This is a genomic window from Methyloversatilis discipulorum, assembly GCF_000527135.1.
Classification (GTDB): domain Bacteria; phylum Pseudomonadota; class Gammaproteobacteria; order Burkholderiales; family Rhodocyclaceae; genus Methyloversatilis; species Methyloversatilis discipulorum.
Map to the genome: position 1 here is coordinate 163,363 of NZ_AZUP01000001.1, position 17,474 is coordinate 180,836.

Sequence of the window (17,474 nt, forward strand, 5' to 3'; positions counted from 1 at the left end):
GCGCGTGCTTGCGCCGTGAGGGCGCGACGAGCGCGCAGAATTGCGGACACGCGAGCGAAGCCACCCTGCCGAGTTGCCGCCAACATTCCTGCCGCCCGGAACCTGCTGCATGACAGAACAACCGATTGCGGGCCGTCTGCCCGGCCGTGTCGTGACCGCCCTGCGCGCGCTCGTCGCCGGCGTGGCGCTGACGCTGCTGGCCAGCTGTGGCGAGGCGCCGCAGCTGCCGCTGCGCGTCGGTCTCAATCCCTGGGTGGGCTACGATCCGCTGGTTCTGGCGCGCGAGCGCGCCATGTTCAGTCCGACCGATCTTCGCGTGATCGAGCTTGAAACGAGCAGCGAAAGCGCGCGCCAGTTGCGCAACGGCCTGATCGAGGCAGCCGCGCTGACGCTGCCCGAGGCGGTCGAACTGGCGGCGGCGGGTATCGACGTGCGGGTGGTGGCGGTACTCAGCGTGTCCAGAGGCGCCGACGCGGTGCTTGCGCGCCCTGCCATCGTTTCGGCCGACCAGCTCAGAGGCGGCCGCATCGGTCTCGAAGACACCGCACTCGCGTCCATCATGCTGCAGCGCCTGCTCGAGACCGGCGGATTGCGGCGCGACGAGGTCACTCTGGTCATGCTGCCGGTGATCGAGCACGAATCGGCGCTGAAGGCGGGGCGCGTCGATGCGGTGATCACCTTCGAACCGGTCATTTCCCGACTGTCGTCGGCCGGCTTCGTCGTCGTGCTCGACAGCGCCAACATGGCAGGCGAGGTCGTCGATGTACTGGTGGTGCGCGCCGACGCGCTACGCGCGCGACCACACCAGGTGCAGGTGCTGCTCGGTGCGTTCGAAGCCGGGCGGCGCGAAATGCTGGCGCGTCCGGCCGAGGCGGCTCACTCGCTTGCGGCCGGCGCCGACCTCAGCGTCGATGAGTACGCGCTGGCCCTGTCCCGCCTGGACATATACAGCGACGCGCAGAGCCAGGCACTGCTCGCCGCACCGACCGATTCGCCGGCGCTGGGTCTGGCGCGGCTGTCGAGCGACCTCAAGGCCAGCGGCCGCATGATGGCCGACCCCGACTGGTCGCGCCTGTTCGTGCCCGGCTTGGTACCGGCCCGTGACGGGAAGGGCGCGCAATGAAGCTGCCCTCGCGCACCTTGGTGCCGTTGCTGCTGACCGTGTTCGCGCTGCTGCTGGCCGTGTTGAACAACATTCTGCAGGTACGCGAATACCGGCAGCTGGTGGAGTACGAACAGTCGCAGTCGCTGGCCGAGCGTCTGGGCGTCGAGCAGTCGGTGCTCGACCTGCACATCGCCAACGACAACCCGTTGCAGTTGCGCCGCATGGTGGCGGAACTCGGTCTGCGCCCCAACCTGACGCACGCCTACCTGATCGCACCCGGCGGGCGCGTCGTCGGTTCGCTGGCACGCGCCGACGTTGGTCAGCCGCTGGTCGACAAGGTGATGGACCCGGCCGGCCGAGCGCTGCTCGATCTGGCCACCTTCCCCGACCGCTCGCTGCGTATCGAGCGTTCGAGCGACGAGGGGGCGCTGCTGGCCGTATTGACGCTGGCGGCCGGGCACCGCCTGCTGGTGCGTTCCGATCTCGAACTGCCGCTGGCGCAGCGCCTGCATGCGAGCCGCCTGGAACTGTGGCGGCACGCTGCCACCATCCTGCTGTCGGCGCTTGTGCTGGCGCTTTTCCTGCACCTGATCTGGTTCCGTCGTACCCAGCGACTGGTCGACGCGGTGCGCGAGGTCGGCCGCGGGCGGCTCGACACCCGCGTCAGCATTGACGGCCGCGACGAACTGGCGCAGATCGGCGACGCGATCAACGACATGGCGCTGAGGCTGCAGGCGCAGCATGCGGCGCTGCGTGACAGCGAAACGCGCATGCGGGCCGTGTTCGAGCAGGCCGGTGTCGGCGTCGCGCGCATCGACAGCCGGCTCGGACGCTTCGTCGACGTGAACGCGAAGTACTGCGCCATCGTCGGCTACAGCCGCGACGAAATGCTGGCACTCGATTTCATGCGTATCACCTACCGCGACGATCTGGCGGCCGACCTGCAGCAGATGGAAGCGCTCAAGCGCGGCGACATCCGCGAGTTCTCGATGGACAAGCGCCTGGTCCACAAGGACGGCCACATCGTCTGGGTGAACTTCAGCGTCACGCCGCTGTGGGCGCCGGGCGAGGCGCCCGATTACCACATCGCGGTGGTGCAGGACATCACGTCGCGGCACGAGGCGGAGCAGGCGCTCAAGCTGGAGCGCAACCGCCTGCAGGCGGCCGAACGCATTGCCCGTCTCGGCAGCTGGGAGTTCTATCCGGCGCTCGGGCGCGGCTGGTGGTCGGAACAGATGTACGAGTTCTTCGGGCTCGATCCGGCAGCCGGCATCCCGCCGATGGAAGACTACCTCGCATGCGTCCACCCCGAGGACCGGCACACCGTGGAAAGGGCCATGCGGCAGATGGCCGAGGCGGCGCCGAGCCTGACGCCGATGACCTACCGCACGGCGCCCGAGCGCGGGCCGATCCGTCACCTGCAGCCGTCGGCCGAATGCGTGACCGACGCGACCGGCCGGGTGATCAAGTACACCGGCATGCTGCTCGACGTGACGGCCTCGATCGAGGCCGAGCAGGCGTTGCGCGCCTCGGAGGAGCGCCTGCGCGCGACGCTCGAGTACGCACCGAATGTCGCTGTGCAGTGGTTCGACCGCGAAGGTCGCGTCCTTTACTGGAATCACGCGTCGGCGACGCTGTATGGATGGACCATCGACGAAGCGCTGGGACGCGGTGTCGATGAACTGATGTTTGGCAGCGACGAGGCGCGCGATTTCGTCGAACTGCTGGCGCGCATCGAGCGCGACAAGGTGCGCATCGGGCCGCTCGAATACACCGTGCGCGATCGCAGCGGCGCTTTGCGCCAGGTCGAGGCCAGTACCTTCGCCATCCCCGGCCTGCAGGGTGAGCCCATATTCGTCTGCATGGACGTCGACGTGACCGCGCGGCGCAGTGCCGAAAAGGCGGTCGAGAAAGAGCGCACCTATCTGCGTACGCTGTTCTCGGCGCTGCCCGATTTCGTCTGGGTGAAGGACATCGAGGGCCGCTACCTGTCGTGCAATCGCATGGTCGAGCAGTTCTTCGGCCTGCCGGAGGCCGCCCTTGCCGGCAAGACCGACCACGACTTCTTCCCGACCGAGGTGGCTGACCTGTTCCGTGCGCAGGACGAGGAAACCCTGCGCACCGGGCTGCGCAGCGTCCATGAATCCACGGTCACTTCGGACGTGACCGGCGAATGCCTGCGCGTGCAGACGATCAAGGTACCGATGCGCAGCGAGGACGGCACGCTGATCGGTGTGCTCGGCATGGCGCGCAACATCACCGAACTGCGCGACGCGCAGGACGAGCTGCGCGCGCTCAACCGCGATCTCGAACAGCGGGTGAGCGAGCGCACGCAGGCGCTCACCGCGGCGATGAAAGAGCTTGAATCCTTCTCCTACGCCGTGTCGCACGACCTGAAGGCGCCGCTGCGCGGCATCGACGGCTACAGCCGCATCCTGCTCGAGGACTACGGTGACCGGCTGGACGAGCAGGGGCGGCGTTTTCTCGGCAATATCCGCAACGGCGCGTCGCAGATGCACGCCCTGATCGAGGATCTGCTGGCCTATTCGCGCATGGAGCGGCGCGCACTCGAGGCGAGCCGTGTCGATCTGGGCGAGCTGATGCGCAGCGTGCTGACGCGCCGCGCCGACGAGATCGCCGCAGCGTCGGCGCAGATCGTCGGCGAGGTGCCGTCGCTCATCGTGCGCGCCGACCGGCAGGGACTGGACCTGGTGCTGCGCAACCTGATCGACAACGCGCTGAAGTTCAGCCGGGATGCGAAACCGCCCACCATCACGCTGAGTGCGCGAAGCGAAGGTGAGCGCATCGTGCTGTCCATACGCGACAATGGCATCGGTTTCGACATGAAGTACCACGAGCGGATTTTCGAGATATTCCAGCGCCTGCACCGCAGCGAGGATTTTGCCGGCACCGGTGTGGGCCTGGCGCTGGTGCGCAAGGCGATGCAGCGCATGGGCGGTCGCGTGTGGGCGGAAAGCGCGCCCGGTGAGGGCGCCTGTTTCAATCTGGAGTTTCCTGCATGATCACTGCGGTTCATCAGCAGCAGCCCTTCACGCTGCCCATACTGCTGGTCGAGGACAATCCGGTCGATATCGACCTGACCTGCCGCGCCTTCGCGCGCAGCCAACTGCACAACCCGATCAGCATCGCCCGTGACGGTGAAGAGGCGATCCGCCTGATCGACCGCTGGGACGCGGGCGAGACGCCGCCGTCGCTGATCCTGCTGGACATCAACCTGCCGCGCGTGAACGGTATCGAGGTGCTGCGGCATCTGAAGGCGCACCCGAAGTACCGGCGCATCCCTGTGGTCGTGCTCAGTTCGTCGTCGGAAGACCGCGACCTGCACGACGCCTACGCGCTGGGCGTCAACTCCTTCATCGTCAAACCGGTGGATTTCGATCGCTTCGTCGAAGCAGCGGGGCAGATCGAGCGCTACTGGTGCGAACTTAACCAGCGTCCGGTCTGATGCGCGTCCTCTACACCGAAGATTCGGAGTTCGACGCCGACTTGACGCAGCGGGCGCTGGCGCGCTGCGGGCGCGATATCGAACTGCAGATCGCGACCACGCTGGCGCGTTCACGCAGCCTGCTCGAATCCGGGCAGTTCGACCTGCTGCTGACCGATCTCAAGCTGCCCGACGGCACCGGGCTGGAACTGCTCGCCCACGTGCGCGAGCAGGGCTGGCCGCTCGCTGTCGTCGTGCTGACCGGTTCGGGCGACGGTGACGCGGCGATTGCCGCTTTGAAAGCGGGCGCCGACGACTACCTGATCAAGCGCGACCAGTATCTGGAACGCCTGCCGCGCGTGATGGAAGCGGCCGTGCTGCGCCAGCGCTCGATGAAGGCGCGGCGCGACCGGCCGATACGCGTGCTGTCGGCGGCCGCCAGCGGCAGCGAACTGGAGCGCATGCGCCGGCACCTGCTGAAGCATGCACCGCACATCCGGCTCGATGCCGTCGTGCGCGTCGACGACGTTGCGCCCCGCTTGCCGGCCACCGGCGAAGAAGCGGAATTCGACGTGCTGCTGCTCGATGCCGGCCCGCATCCGGCGGACGCGCTCGAACTGGTCCGGCGCATCCGGCTGGAGCGCCTGCTGCAGTTGCCGGTGGTCATGATGGCCGGCCGCGAGAGCGAAGAACTCGCGTCCAGCGCACTGCATCTGGGCGTCGATGACTACCTCGTGCAGCACGAGGGCTATCTGTACGAGCTGCCGTCCACGCTGGAAAAGGTGCATCGCCGTGCCGAACTGGCGCGCGAGGAGCGGCGCCTGCGCGACACCAATCAACGCATGGCGCAATTGCTCGCCTCCAGCCCGACCATCGTCTATAGCCTGCGCATGCTCGACGGCACCGCGCACGCCACCTGGGTGAGCGAGAACGTCAGCCGCATCCTCGGCTACTCGATCGCCGAGGCGATGCAGCCGGGCTGGTGGATCGATCACATTCATCCGCAGGATCGGGATCGGGCGCTGGACGGCATGGCGACCCTGATGCGTGAAGGTCATCTGAGCCATGAATACCGCTTCCGCTGCGGTGACGGGCGCGAGATCTGGGTGCGCGACGACTTGCGACGTGTCAGCGAGGCCGGTGCGCCGGTGGCCGACATCGTCGGCTCGTGGACCGACATCACGGCGAACAAGCGTGCCGCGCTGGTCAACGAAGCGCGCGTCGAGGTGCTCGATCGTGTGGTCCAGGTGGCGCCGCTGGAATCCATCCTCGAAACGATCGCACTGCGCATGCAGGCGATCGAGGCAGACATGCGCGTATCGATCGTGCTGCTCGACGAGGCCAGCGGTCATCTGCGCAATGGCGCCGCACCCAGCCTGCCCGATTTCTACAACCGGGCGCTCGAAGCGCTGCAGCCAGGCGAGGGCGTCGGTTCCTGCGGCACGGCGATCTGGAGTGGTGAGCCAGTGCTGGTCGGCGACGTGCTGGACCACCCGTACTGGGTGCCGTATGTCGATCTCGCGCGTCGCGTCGGTTTCCGCTCCTGCTGGTCGGTGCCGTTCAAGGACGAGGCCGGACGCGTGCTTGGTTCCTTCGCCGTCTATCACGACGCGCCTGGCCTGCCCGATGACGAACAGTTCAAGCTCATCGTCGAGTTCAGCCGCATCACCGCGCTGGCGGTGCAGAAGGTGCGCGCCGGCCGCGCGCTACGCCAGGCCGCGGCGGTGTTCGAAAGCACTCGTGACGGCGTGTTCATCACCGATCTGGACGCCAGCATCGTCGCCGTCAATCGCGCCTTCACCGACATCACTGGCTACAGCGAATTCGAGGTGCTGGGCAACAATCCGCGCATCCTGCAGTCGGGTCGTCACGAACCGGCCTTCTACAAGGCAATGTGGCGCGCCGTTCTGGAGACCGGCTTCTGGCAGGGCGAGGTGTGGAACCGGCGCAAGAGCGGCGAGCTTTACCAGCAGTTGCTGAACATCAGCACGGTGCGCGACGAATCCGGGCAGGCCAGTCACTACGTCGCGGTGATGACCGACATCAGCCAGCTCAAGCGCTCCGAAGCCAAGCTCGATCACCTCGCGCATCACGATCCGCTGACCGATCTGCCCAACCGCCTGCTGCTGCAATCGCGCGTGCAGCACGCGATCGAGCGTGCCGAGCGGCAGCACGAACACGTCGCGCTGCTGTTCATCGATCTCGACCGCTTCAAGAACGTCAACGACAGCCTCGGGCACCCGGTCGGCGACGAACTGCTGGGCGCCATCGCGCAGCGGCTGCGTGCGCGCCTGCGCGAGGCCGATACGCTGGCGCGTCTGGGCGGCGACGAGTTCGTGCTGCTGATCGAGAGCATGAACGCGCCCGAGGATGCCGCGCACGTCGCCCATTCGCTGCTCGAACTGATGCAGGCGCCGTTCCGCCTCGCCCAAGGGCGCGACATCTATATCGGCGCCAGCATCGGCATTGCCGTCTATCCGGAAGACGGCACCACGGTGACCGAACTGATCCAGCATTCCGACGTCGCGATGTATCAGGCCAAGGAAGCCGGCCGCGGCGCCTTCCGCTTCTACACCGAGGCGATGAGCCGGGCCGCGCAGGACAGGCTGCATCTGGACACGCGACTGCGCCGCGCGCTCGAACGCGGCGAATTCCGTCTGCATTACCAGCCGCAGATCGACATGGCGAGTGGCAGTGTCGTCGGCGCCGAGGCGCTGATCCGCTGGATCGATCCGGACGAGGGCATGGTGTCGCCGGCCCGTTTCATTCCGGTGGCGGAGGAGAGCGGCCTCATCGTGCCGATCGGCGAATGGGTGCTGCGCACCGCCTGTGCCCAGGCGCGCGCCTGGCAGGATGCGGGCCATGCGATCGGCATCGCGGTCAACCTGTCGGCGCGCCAGTTGCAGCACGCCGACATGGCGCAGTACCTGTCGGCGCTGATGGCCGAATTCGGCCTGCTCGCCGGGCGGCTCGAACTCGAACTGACAGAATCCATGCTGGCCGAAGATCACCAGCAGACCGAAGAGCGACTGCGTGCGCTGAAGGCGCTCGGCGTTGCGCTGTCGATCGACGACTTCGGCACCGGCTACTCGTCTCTGGCCTATCTCAAGCGCTTCCCGATCGACGTGCTGAAGATCGACCAGAGCTTCGTGCGCGACATCCCGCAGGACCGCAACGACATGGAAATCGCCGCCACCATCATCGCGATGGCGCACACGCTGAAGATGCGGGTGGTCGCCGAAGGCGTCGAAACCGAAGAGCAGCTCGCCTTCCTGAAAGACCGCGAATGCGACGCCTGGCAGGGCTATCTGTGCAGCAAGCCGGTGCCGGCGGAGGAGTTCGAGGCGCGCTTCCTGCGCACCTGAAGCGCTACGGTCATCCTGGCCGTGGCGCCCACTGCACCAGCTCGGATGCCGGATTCGTAGCCGGAGCCCGGGCGGTGCTTCTGTGGGAGGGGTCTTGACCCCGACGGCAGCCTGAATCGAAGCCTGAGGAGCGCGACGGCCCCGTCGCGGCCAAGGCCGCTCCCACAGGGATCGCGCGCGATTCGCGGCCCGAGCTCGGGCGGGGTTCTGTGGGAGGGGTCTTCTGACCCCGACAGCAGCCCGTAACGAGTCCAGCGGCCTGCCGAGGACGTGTCGCGACCAAGGTCGCTCCCACTGAATCGGCGCCCGGCCCGCGCTGCGCGGGCGTGCTCAGAACGGCAGCGCGAGCTGGCCTTCGTCGTGGCCGGTGGGTGCGTCAGCGAGATCCTCGGCCGACAGCAGGTGCCCGGCCCGTACGCCGAGCAGTCTGAATCGTCGCTCCAGCGGCATCCTTTTCAGGCACAGACCGGCGTGGCGGCGGATCACCGTTGCGTCCGCCGTATAGGCATCCATCGTGATTTCGCGCGTGACGATGCGAAAGTCGTCCTGCCGCAACTTCACGCCCACCGATTTCGCGACGACGCCTTTGCGCCTGAGGTCGTCGGCCAGCCGCTCGCACAGCCAAGTGAAGATGCCGCCCAGTTCCTCGCGGTCGTGTTTCGCGTGCAGGTCGCGTTCGAAAGTGGTTTCGCGGCTGATCGATTTCGGGTCGCGGCTGTAGCTGAGCGGGCGCTCGTCGCGTCCGCGTGCGGCGTCGGCGAGCCATGCGCCGTAGCTGCGGCCGAACTGTTCGATCAGCCAGTGCGGCTCGGCGGCCGCCAGCTCGCCGATGGTGCGTATGCCCAGCGATTCGAGCTTCGCACTCGCTTTCGGGCCGATGCCGTTGATGCGCTTGGCCGGCAGCGGCCAGATGCGCGTGGCGATGTCGGTTTCGGTGATCACCGTCAGGCCGCGCGGCTTTTCGAGGTCGGAACATATCTTGGACAGCAGCTTGTTCGGCGACAGACCGATCGAGCAACTGAGCCCGGTCGCCGCGTTTACCGCCTGCTGGATGCGGCTCGCGATCGCGCGCACGCCGCCGTGCGGGTCGTCGCCGACGGCGTCCTGCGCGCCCGGCTGCTCGGTCAGTTCGAAGTAGATTTCGTCGATGCCGCGGTCCTCGATCACTGGCACCTGCGCCAGCACCGTCTGCTTGAACAGCCGCGACATGCGCTTGTATTCGTCGAAATCGGTCGGCAGCAGCACGGCGTCGGGGGCCAGTGCGGCGGCCTTCATCAGACCGATGCCCGAGTGCACGCCGAAGGCGCGCGCCTCGTAGGTGGCGGTGGTGGCCACGCCGCGGCCGACGTAATCGCGCAGCCGGGCGAAGCGGCGCGTGCCGTCGGCCTGCAGTTCGGGCTGATGCCGGGCACCGCCGCCGACCACCATGGGCTGGCCGCGCAGCTCCGGGTAGCGCAGCAGCTCGACCGACGCGAAGAAGGCGTCCATGTCGAGGTGGGCGATCCAGCGGCGCGGCACGGCGGGCTCCGGGCGATCAGCGGCCCGGGGTGGGGCGGCTTTTGGCGGGCGGTCGCTCGCCGGCGCGGCTGGCCGCTTCGAGCGCGTCGCGCACGGCGTCCATGTCGTGCGCGCGCAGACCTTCGACCAGTGCGCGCGATGCGTCGCGACGCGCTTCCGCGTACTGGCGCAGTTCGCGCAGCGTCGAGGCCGACGGCGCGGCGGGGCTCAGGTGCAGTTCGCTCAGGTCTTCGAAGCTCTGCTGGTAGGGTTGAGCAACCTCGCTTTCGATCTGCCCGGCAAGGTCGTCGAAGCTGGCGCCATTGCGCTGGGCGTCGCCGATCAGCGTGTTCCAGCGGTGGGCGAGGCGGCGGTCGGCGCCGATGAAGTCGCGGATTTCGTCGCGCGCCATCACCTCTTCGCTCCAGCGGTAACGCGGCGCCGGGATCGCGACGACCAGCACGACCACCATAAGCGCCAGCCCGATACCGGCCAGCCATTGCCCGGCCGAGGCCACCGGTTGGCGGTAGCGGCCGAGCACGGCGCTGTCGTCCAGCGGGCGCACCAGGGCCGCACCGGCCAGCAGGCCGGCGACGAAGCCGCCGATGTGCGCGCCGTTGTCGATGCCGGCGATGTTCAGACCGAGCACGATGGTGACGGCGGCGAACAGGCAGGCGCCCCAGAATAGGCGCACGAATTCGCGTCGGTCCAGCGTGGCGCGCTGCTGCCACAGGAAGGCGAGCAGCGCGCCATAGACGCCGAAGATTGCGCCGGAGGCGCCGCCCGACACCGCGCGGTCGCCTTGCACGATCAGCGACAGCAGGTTACCGGTGAGGCCGCTGACGAAATAGATCGCGGCGAAACGGAGCGGGCCGAACATGCGCTCGACCAGGCGACCGCCGTCGAGCAGCGACAGCATGTTCATGCCCAGGTGCAGCAGGCCGAAGTGCAGGAACAGCGCACTGCCCAGCCGCCACCATTCGCCGTCCTTGGTCGCCGGCCCGAAGTTGGCGCCCCAGGCGAGCTGGATGCCGTTGGCCGAGTGCCACAGCCCGGCGCCGGACAGCAGCATGGCGGCAAACACCGCCAGGTTGGCGACGATGAGCGCCGTCGTCACCGGAATGCGGCGACGGCGAGCGATCAGCTGGTCGATCAGGGGGAGCGGTGCGACGGTCACGAAGGGCGGGCGTGGTGGTGTTCGATGTGCAACGGATGCGAGGTTAGCACCGGCAGCCGACGGCGACCGTTACCGGCCGGTAACGGTTTCATCTGCGCCGGGCCGGAAGTCGGCGAAGCGATCGGCCAGGAAGTCGACGAAGGCGCGTACCCGCGCCGACAGCTGGTGGTGCGGCGGCCAGATGGCGTGGATGTCGGCCGCGGTGCCGGCCCAGGGTTCGAGCAGGCGCAGCAGCTGGCCGTCGCGCAGGTGCGGCGCGATGTCCCACTCCGAGCGCAGCAGGATGCCGTGACCGTCCAGCGCCCAGTCCACCGCGATTTCGCCGTGATTGGTGCCGAGCGGCCCGGCCACCTTCACCTTCACTTCGCGCGTGCCGTCGGACAGTACCCAGGTGTTGAAGGCGTCGTCGCTCTCGCGGATGACAATGCAGCGGTGCGCGCGCAGCGCCTGTGGCGAGTCCGGCGCGCCGAATGCGGCCACATAGGACGGCGCCGCGCACAGCAGCCTGCGGTTGCGGGCGATGCGTCGCGCATGCACGTGGGTGTCGGGCGGGGGACCGAAGCGGATCGCCAGATCCATGCCGTGACTCTCCAGTTCGAGCGGGCGGTCGGTCAGGTGCAGTACGACCTCGACTTCGGGCCAGCGCCGGGCGAACTCCGACACTGCCGGCGCCAGGTGACGGCGGCCGAAACCGAAGGTCGCGTTGATGCGCAGCAGGCCGCTCGGCACGGCCCGGCTGGCGGCGAGGGAGCGTTCGAGCGCATCGATGTCGCGCAGGATGCGTTCGCCTTCCTCCAGATAGCGTTCGCCCTCGGCGGTCAGACTGACCCGGCGCGTCGTGCGGTTGAGCAGGCGCACGCCGAGCCGTGACTCCAGTGCGGCCAGCCGCCGGCTCACCGCGGGCGGCGTCACGCCCAGCTGCTGGGCGGCTGCGGCGAGGCTGGGCTGGCGGGCCAGTGTGCTGAAGAAGAGCAGGTCGGCAGCGTCTTTCATTGATGCTTCTGAAAGCAATGATCGTTTGAATTTACGATCATTGTAGTTATCGGTGCACTGAATAGCATGTCGCCATCGATACCCTTCTGTTTCGCGATGGCTGTCCATGACCTCCTGATCACGCTGCCGCTCGGCGCCGCGCTCGGCTTCTTCGGCGGGCTGTTCGGCATCGGTGGCGGCGTCATCGCCATTCCGCTGCTGGCGCTCGCCTTCGGCATGGACCAGGCGCTGGCCCAGGGCACGGCGCTGGTGATGATGGTGCCCAACCTGCTCGTCGGCTGGTGGCGCTACCAGCGCCGGCACCCGGTGCCGATCCGGCGCGTGCTGGCGATTGCCGCGGTGGCCACCGGCACCACCGCCGTGACCGCCCATTTCGCGGCGCGGCTGGACCCGACCCTGTTGCGCGTGCTGTTCGGCGGCTTCATGGCGGCGCTGTCGGTGTCGCTGCTGTGGCGCTCGGCGCCGTCGGCACAGAGCGCTGCACCACGGCCGCGCGACGCGCTGATTCCGCTGGTCGGCGTGGTCGGCGGCAGCAGCATGGGCCTGCTCGGCGTCGGTGGCGGGCTGGTCGCGACACCGCTGTTTGTGCGCCTGTTCGGCCAGCGGCAGACGGTGGCGCAAAGCCTCGCGCTGGCGCTGGTGACGCCCAGCGCCGTCGTCGCGCTGGCCAGCTACGCCCAGGCGCACAAGGTGGACTGGAGCATGGGGCTGCCGCTGGCCGCCGGCGGCCTGTTCACGGTGGCGGCCGGCGTTGCGCTCGCTCACCGACTACCGGAGCGGCAGATGCAGAAGCTGTTCGCGCTGCTGCTGATGGCGACTGCGCTTGCGATGACCCTGCGATAAGGGGCGCCGGCTCAGCCCTCGAAACTGCTGCGGTCGAGCACGTCGCCGACCAGCTCCAGCCGCAGCAGCGGGTCACGCATTTCCATTAGCCGCTGCTTGTCGTCCGGCTGCAGCGGCAGCAGTTCGCACCAGCGGTTGGCGACCCAGCCGGCGTCGTCGAAATGCTTCGGCGTATCCGACGGCGTGAATTCGGAGGCGGTCAGCGCGTCGAGTACGCGCACCAGTGCGGCTGCGACGTAGGTCAGGTCGGGCGGCACCGCGCAGGGCGGGTCGGCCGGAATGTCCTCGACGTCGGCCATCCACAGGCCATGCGGCGTCTGCGAACTGGCGGTCACGCGAAAGCGCGTGCTGCCGCGGGTGAAGATTTCGTACAAGCCGGGCTGCGGCTGCGCGAAGTGGGTGATCACCGCCCGCGTACCGACAGCGTGGAAGCGCTCGGGTGCGGGCATGCCCGCACGCATCACTTCGTTGCCCTGGATCAGCGACACGACGCCGAAGGGCGTGCCGGCGCGGTGGCACTTCTTGATCATGTCGAGGTAGCGCACCTCGAAGATGCGCAGCGGCAGCAGGCCGTCCGGAAACAGCACGGTGCCCAGCGGGAACAGCGGAATGGCTTGGTCGGTCAGCGTGGTGGTCATGAGCGGGCCTGCTGGGTGGTCGGTGCGCGGCAGGTGATGCCGTCGAGTTCGGCGGCGAAGCTGGAAACCTCGCGCTGCAGGTGCCGGCGTTGCGCGTCGGTCAGCGATGCCGACAGTTCGCTCAGCGCCTGCGCTGCGCGCGCCCGGTTGTCGCGGAAGGCCTGGGCGTAGCCCGGCGTCCAGTGTCTTTCGGGTGCGACGAACATCGCTTCGAGTTCGCGTCTGAACGTGTCCGGCGCCAGATCGGTGCGCGCCAGCAGATCGGCCATCGCGGCCTGCCAGCGGCGCCGGCTTTCCAGACTGTCGTCGCTGCGGCTGCGCACCTCGCGCGCCCAGCGGTCGACGATGTCGCGCTGTTCCGGCGTGAGCCGGCCGATCCAGTTCTCGATCCGTTCGCGCAGCCGCGTGCTGCGCTCGCGCACGATGTCTTCCGCAGGCGGCTCGACCCAGTCTTTCACGTATTCGCGGGTATTGCGTTCGAAGCGACGCTTCAGTGCGGCGATCTGCTCCGGCTTTGCGCCGGCGACCAGCGGCCCGATTTCGCGCGCCGCTTCGCTGGCGGCGGTGCGGGCGAAACCGAGCACAGTGTCGATGTGGGCGTCGATGCGCGCCACGTCGGCGCCGGCGCGCAGATCGGCATCGACCTGCCTCAGCCAGCCGGCGTAACCCGGCAGCTGGCTGCTGCAGTGCCAGTCCACCCAGCGCGTCAGCGCCGGCTGCACGGCGGCGCGCTGCGTGCTGTCCAGCGGCAGGTAATCGTCCAGTCGCCAGGCGATCAGCCGGTCGAGCTGGTTGTAGCCGACCTGCACCATGCTGCAGGCGGCCAGCAGCACGGCACTCAACAGCAGCAGGGGACGTCGCCAGTCGGTCATTGCGATATCGGGAAGGTGGATGCGTGTTTCTGAACAGGATTCGAGCAGAACGCACTCTAGACCCGTATCGCGGCCGCGGGTTCGTGCGAAACCTTTTTCCGCCGGCCTGCTCACAGAGCGGACGCCGCCCCCTACAATCGCGCCCATGACCCGACCGCGCCTGTCGATCCGCTCCCTGCGCCGCCTGCTGGCCTTGTCGTCGACGCTGCTGCTGGCCGCCTGTGGCGAGGTGTGGAACGACCCCTACCCGGCGGCGGAAAGCGGGCAGAACATCCTCTACACCGCCTTCACCGACCGCCCTAAGCACCTCGATCCGGTGCAGTCGTACAGCGAGAACGAAATCACTTTCACGGCGCAGATCTACGAAGCGCCGCTGCAGTACCACTATCTGAAGCGCCCGTTCGAACTGGTCACCGCGACCGCCGAGGCAATGCCGCTGCCACGCTTCTTTGATGCATCGGGCCGCGAGCTGCCAGCCGATGCACCGGCCGCCGACATCGCCGAGTCGGTGTATGAGATCCGCATCAAGCCGGGCATCCGCTACCAGCCCCACCCGGCGCTGGCGCGCGACGAGGCGGGCCACTACCTCTATCACGAGGGCGGCCCCGGCGAGCGGCGCACGCTGTACGACTTCGAGCGCACCGGTACGCGCGAGCTGGAAGCCGCCGACTACCTCTATCAGATCAAGCGGCTGGCGCACCCCGGGCTGCACTCGCCGGTGTTCGGTCTGATGAGCGACTACATCGTCGGCCTGAAGGAATATGGCGATACGCTGAAGGCGGCGGCGAAGACCTTGCCGCCCGGCCAGTGGCTGGACCTGCGCAAGTACGACCTGGCCGGCGTCGAGCTGGTCGACCGTCACACCTACCGCATTCGGCTCAAGGGCAAGTACCCGCAATTCCTGTACTGGCTGGCCATGCCCTTCTTCGCGCCGGTGCCGTGGGAGGCCGACCGCTTCCACGCGCAGCCGGGCATGGCCGAGCGCAACCTGACGCTGGACTGGTACCCCATCGGCACCGGCCCCTACATGCTGAGCCAGAACGATCCGAACGCGCGCATGGTGCTGACGCGCAACCCGAATTTCCGCGAGGAGACCTATCCCTGCGAGGGCGAGGCGGGCGACCGCGAGGCCGGGCTGCTGGCCGACTGCGGCAAGCGTCTGCCGCTGGTCGAGCAGATCGTGTTCACCCGCGAGAAGGAGCAGATTCCTTACTGGAACAAGTTCCTGCAGGGCTATTACGACGCCTCCGGCATCAGTTCCGATTCCTTCGATCAGGCGGTGCAGTTCGGCCAGACCGGCGAGGTGAACCTGAGCGACGACATGAAGGCGCAGGGCATACGGCTGCAGACCTCGGTGTCGACCTCGACCATGTATATGGGCTTCAACATGCTCGACCCGATGGTCGGCGGCATGAGCGAGCGCGGGCGCAAGCTGCGTCAGGCGATCGGCATCGCGCTCGATCAGGAGGAGTTCATTTCCATCTTCCAGAACGGCCGCGGCTTGCCGGCGCAATCGCCGCTGCCGCCCGGCATCTTCGGCTATCGCGACGGGCGCGAAGGCATGAATGCCTATATGTACGACTGGGTGGATGGCGAGCCGCGGCGCAAGTCGATCGATACGGCGAAGGCGCTGCTGGCCGAAGCGGGCTGGCCGGGCGGGCGCGATGCGAAGACCGGCGAGCCGCTGGTGATCAACCTCGACACCACCGGCACCGGCCTCGGCAGCAAGGCGCGCATCGACTGGCTCACCAAGCAGTTCGACAAGCTGGGCGTGCAGCTGGTGGTGCGCAGCACCGACTACAACCGTTTCCAGGACAAGATACGCAAGGGCGCCGCCCAGCTCTTCTTCTGGGGCTGGAACGCCGACTACCCGGATCCGGAGAACTTCCTCTTCCTGCTCTACGGCCCGCAATCGAAGGTGAAGGTGCAGGGCGAGAACGCGGCCAATTACGAGAGCGCCGAATTCGACCGGCTGTTCGAGCGGATGAAGGCGATGGACAACGGCCCCGAGCGCCAGGCCATCCTCGACCGCATGCTCGAAGTGCTGCGCCACGATGCGCCCTGGGTGTGGGGCTACCACCCGAAGAGCTACGGCCTCGAACACAGCTGGGTGTTCAATCGCAAGCCGTCGACCGTGGCTAACAACACGATGAAATACACCCGCATCGACCCGGCGCTGCGCGAGACGAAGCGCGCCGAATGGAACCGCCCGGTGCGCTGGCCGCTGTTCGCCTTCGCCGCGCTGCTGCTCGCGCTGGTGTGGCCGGCATGGCGCCACTGGAAGCGCTCGGAACAGGCGCGCGCAGTGGGGGCGGGCACATGATCGCCTACATCATCCGCCGCCTGCTCTATGCCATCCCGATCCTGATCGGCGTGAACCTGATCACTTTCGTGCTGTTCTTCGTCGTCAATTCGCCGGACGACATGGCGCGCATGCAGCTCGGCGCCAAGCGGGTGACGCCGGAGGCGATCGAGAAATGGAAGGCCGAGCGCGGCTACGACCGGCCGCTGGTGTGGAACGCCAATGCGGCAGGACTGGCGAAGGCGACCGACACGATACTGTTCGACAAATCGATGCGCATGTTCGTGTTCGATTTCGGCCGCGCCGACGACGGCCGCGACATCGCGCTGGAGATCGGCAACCGCATGGGGCCCAGTCTGGCCATCGCGATACCGACCTTCCTGCTCGGCCTGTTCGTCACCGTCAGTTTTGCGTTGCTGCTGGTGTTCTTCCGCAACACCGCGCTCGACGTCGGCGGCGTCGTGCTGTGCGTCGCGGCGATGTCGATCTCCGGCCTGTTCTACATCATCGGCGGCCAGTATCTGGTCAGCAAGGTGTGGAATCTGGTGCCGATTTCCGGCTACGCGCCGGGGCTGGACGCCGGCAGGTTCCTGATACTGCCGGTGCTGATCAGCGTGGTCGGCGGCATCGGTTCGTCGGCGCGCTGGTACCGCACGCTCTTTCTCGAAGAGATCAACAAGGACTACGTGCGCACCGCCCGCGCCAAGGGGCTGTCGGAACTGCGCGTGCTGTTCCGCCACGTGCTGAAGAACGCGATGATCCCCATCCTGACCGGTGTGGTCGTCGTGATTCCGCTGCTGTTCATGGGCTCGCTGCTGCTGGAAAGCTTCTTCGGCATTCCCGGTCTGGGCAGTTACACGATAGACGCGATCAATTCGCAGGACTTCGCGGTCGTGCGCTCGATGGTGTTCATCGGCTCGGTGCTCTACATCGTCGGCCTGCTGCTGACCGACATTTCGTACACGCTGGTCGATCCGCGCGTGAGGCTCAAATGACGGCCCCCACGCTCACTTCGTTCGCTCAAGAGGACCGGCTTCAGACAGCCGGTCCGTTCGGCCGGCACGGCGCAATGCGCCGCGAATTCCCGGCCTCACCCCCCCCAGGGGGCTGCGCTCATCCACGGTCCGCTTTGCACAGCCGACCGGTTGCGCGGGCGGCGAGCAGTGCTCGCCGAAACCCCCGCTACACCCCTTGGGGCGGCCCCGCGGGCGGCGCGATGGCGCGGCTGTCGTTGGAG

The 17,474-nt window shown here is 67.7% G+C and carries 12 protein-coding genes; 7 read left to right on the top strand and 5 right to left on the bottom strand.

Annotated elements, in window-relative coordinates:
- Positions 1 to 109: 109 nt before the first annotated feature.
- Genes METFAM1_RS0100775 through METFAM1_RS0100790 form a run of 4 tightly spaced genes read left to right on the top strand, consistent with a single transcriptional unit; the run spans position 110 to position 7,915 of the window.
- Positions 110 to 1,123 carry an ABC transporter substrate-binding protein gene (locus METFAM1_RS0100775; RefSeq protein ID WP_019917558.1) on the top strand — a complete coding sequence of 338 codons (1,014 nt, stop codon included), beginning with the start codon at positions 110 to 112 and terminating at the stop codon, positions 1,121 to 1,123.
- Positions 1,120 to 4,128 carry a PAS domain S-box protein gene (locus tag METFAM1_RS0100780; protein ID WP_019917559.1) on the top strand — a complete coding sequence of 1,003 codons (3,009 nt, stop codon included), beginning with the start codon at positions 1,120 to 1,122 and terminating at the stop codon, positions 4,126 to 4,128. Before METFAM1_RS0100775 ends, METFAM1_RS0100780 begins: the two co-directional genes overlap by 4 nt.
- On the top strand, positions 4,125 to 4,571 hold the full coding sequence (locus METFAM1_RS0100785) for a response regulator (protein ID WP_019917562.1): 447 nt from the start codon (positions 4,125 to 4,127) through the stop codon (positions 4,569 to 4,571). The genes METFAM1_RS0100780 and METFAM1_RS0100785 overlap by 4 nt, the downstream gene beginning before the upstream one ends.
- Positions 4,571 to 7,915: an EAL domain-containing protein gene (locus tag METFAM1_RS0100790; protein ID WP_019917563.1), complete on the top strand. Its 3,345-nt coding sequence runs from the start codon at positions 4,571 to 4,573 to the stop codon at positions 7,913 to 7,915. Before METFAM1_RS0100785 ends, METFAM1_RS0100790 begins: the two co-directional genes overlap by 1 nt.
- A gap of 330 nt (positions 7,916 to 8,245) precedes the next feature.
- On the opposite strand, the gene METFAM1_RS0100795 is transcribed toward METFAM1_RS0100790, so the two are convergent.
- From METFAM1_RS0100795 to METFAM1_RS0100805, 3 genes are all read right to left on the bottom strand, one after another.
- Positions 8,246 to 9,433 (bottom strand): DNA polymerase Y family protein, encoded by a 1,188-nt coding sequence (locus tag METFAM1_RS0100795; protein WP_019917564.1) that lies wholly within the window; start codon positions 9,431 to 9,433, stop codon positions 8,246 to 8,248.
- A gap of 16 nt (positions 9,434 to 9,449) precedes the next feature.
- Positions 9,450 to 10,589 (bottom strand): rhomboid family intramembrane serine protease, encoded by a 1,140-nt coding sequence (locus METFAM1_RS0100800; protein ID WP_019917565.1) that lies wholly within the window; start codon positions 10,587 to 10,589, stop codon positions 9,450 to 9,452.
- A 69-nt stretch (positions 10,590 to 10,658) separates the two neighbouring features.
- Positions 10,659 to 11,582 (bottom strand): LysR family transcriptional regulator, encoded by a 924-nt coding sequence (locus METFAM1_RS0100805; RefSeq protein ID WP_019917567.1) that lies wholly within the window; start codon positions 11,580 to 11,582, stop codon positions 10,659 to 10,661.
- Positions 11,583 to 11,648: 66 nt separating this feature from the next.
- On the opposite strand from METFAM1_RS0100805, the gene METFAM1_RS0100810 reads away from it, so the two are divergent.
- Positions 11,649 to 12,425 (top strand): sulfite exporter TauE/SafE family protein, encoded by a 777-nt coding sequence (locus METFAM1_RS0100810; RefSeq protein ID WP_232419613.1) that lies wholly within the window; start codon positions 11,649 to 11,651, stop codon positions 12,423 to 12,425.
- 11 nt (positions 12,426 to 12,436) lie between these two features.
- Here METFAM1_RS0100810 and METFAM1_RS0100815 read toward each other — a convergent pair whose 3' ends face one another.
- Together METFAM1_RS0100815 and METFAM1_RS0100820 are read right to left on the bottom strand one after the other, a co-directional pair.
- The gene (locus tag METFAM1_RS0100815; protein ID WP_019917571.1) at positions 12,437 to 13,063 is read right to left on the bottom strand and encodes an LON peptidase substrate-binding domain-containing protein; all 627 of its coding nucleotides are present in this window, start codon (positions 13,061 to 13,063) and stop codon (positions 12,437 to 12,439) included.
- Positions 13,060 to 13,935 (bottom strand): DUF6279 family lipoprotein, encoded by an 876-nt coding sequence (locus METFAM1_RS0100820; RefSeq protein WP_019917572.1) that lies wholly within the window; start codon positions 13,933 to 13,935, stop codon positions 13,060 to 13,062. Before METFAM1_RS0100820 ends, METFAM1_RS0100815 begins: the two co-directional genes overlap by 4 nt.
- Positions 13,936 to 14,080: 145 nt before the next feature.
- On the opposite strand from METFAM1_RS0100820, the gene METFAM1_RS0100825 reads away from it, so the two are divergent.
- Together METFAM1_RS0100825 and METFAM1_RS0100830 are read left to right on the top strand one after the other, a co-directional pair.
- Complete coding sequence (locus tag METFAM1_RS0100825) at positions 14,081 to 16,258, top strand: ABC transporter substrate-binding protein (RefSeq protein WP_019917573.1); 2,178 nt, start codon at positions 14,081 to 14,083, stop codon at positions 16,256 to 16,258.
- The gene (locus tag METFAM1_RS0100830) at positions 16,255 to 17,232 is read left to right on the top strand and encodes an ABC transporter permease (protein WP_024300344.1); all 978 of its coding nucleotides are present in this window, start codon (positions 16,255 to 16,257) and stop codon (positions 17,230 to 17,232) included. The genes METFAM1_RS0100825 and METFAM1_RS0100830 overlap by 4 nt, the downstream gene beginning before the upstream one ends.
- The last annotated feature ends 242 nt before the right edge of the window (positions 17,233 to 17,474 follow it).

Bases quoted from the DNA above. Each gene is read 5' to 3' on its own strand.
- METFAM1_RS0100775 (WP_019917558.1), top strand. From the start codon at position 110: ATGACAGAACAACCGATTGCGGGCCGTCTGCCCGGCCGTGTCGTGACC.
- METFAM1_RS0100780 (WP_019917559.1), top strand. From the start codon at position 1,120: ATGAAGCTGCCCTCGCGCACCTTGGTGCCGTTGCTGCTGACCGTGTTC.
- METFAM1_RS0100785 (WP_019917562.1), top strand. From the start codon at position 4,125: ATGATCACTGCGGTTCATCAGCAGCAGCCCTTCACGCTGCCCATACTG.
- METFAM1_RS0100790 (WP_019917563.1), top strand. From the start codon at position 4,571: ATGCGCGTCCTCTACACCGAAGATTCGGAGTTCGACGCCGACTTGACG.
- METFAM1_RS0100805 (WP_019917567.1), bottom strand. From the start codon at position 11,582: ATGAAAGACGCTGCCGACCTGCTCTTCTTCAGCACACTGGCCCGCCAG.
- METFAM1_RS0100810 (WP_232419613.1), top strand. From the start codon at position 11,649: ATGTCGCCATCGATACCCTTCTGTTTCGCGATGGCTGTCCATGACCTC.
- METFAM1_RS0100815 (WP_019917571.1), bottom strand. From the start codon at position 13,063: ATGACCACCACGCTGACCGACCAAGCCATTCCGCTGTTCCCGCTGGGC.
- METFAM1_RS0100820 (WP_019917572.1), bottom strand. From the start codon at position 13,935: ATGACCGACTGGCGACGTCCCCTGCTGCTGTTGAGTGCCGTGCTGCTG.
- METFAM1_RS0100825 (WP_019917573.1), top strand. From the start codon at position 14,081: ATGACCCGACCGCGCCTGTCGATCCGCTCCCTGCGCCGCCTGCTGGCC.
- METFAM1_RS0100830 (WP_024300344.1), top strand. From the start codon at position 16,255: ATGATCGCCTACATCATCCGCCGCCTGCTCTATGCCATCCCGATCCTG.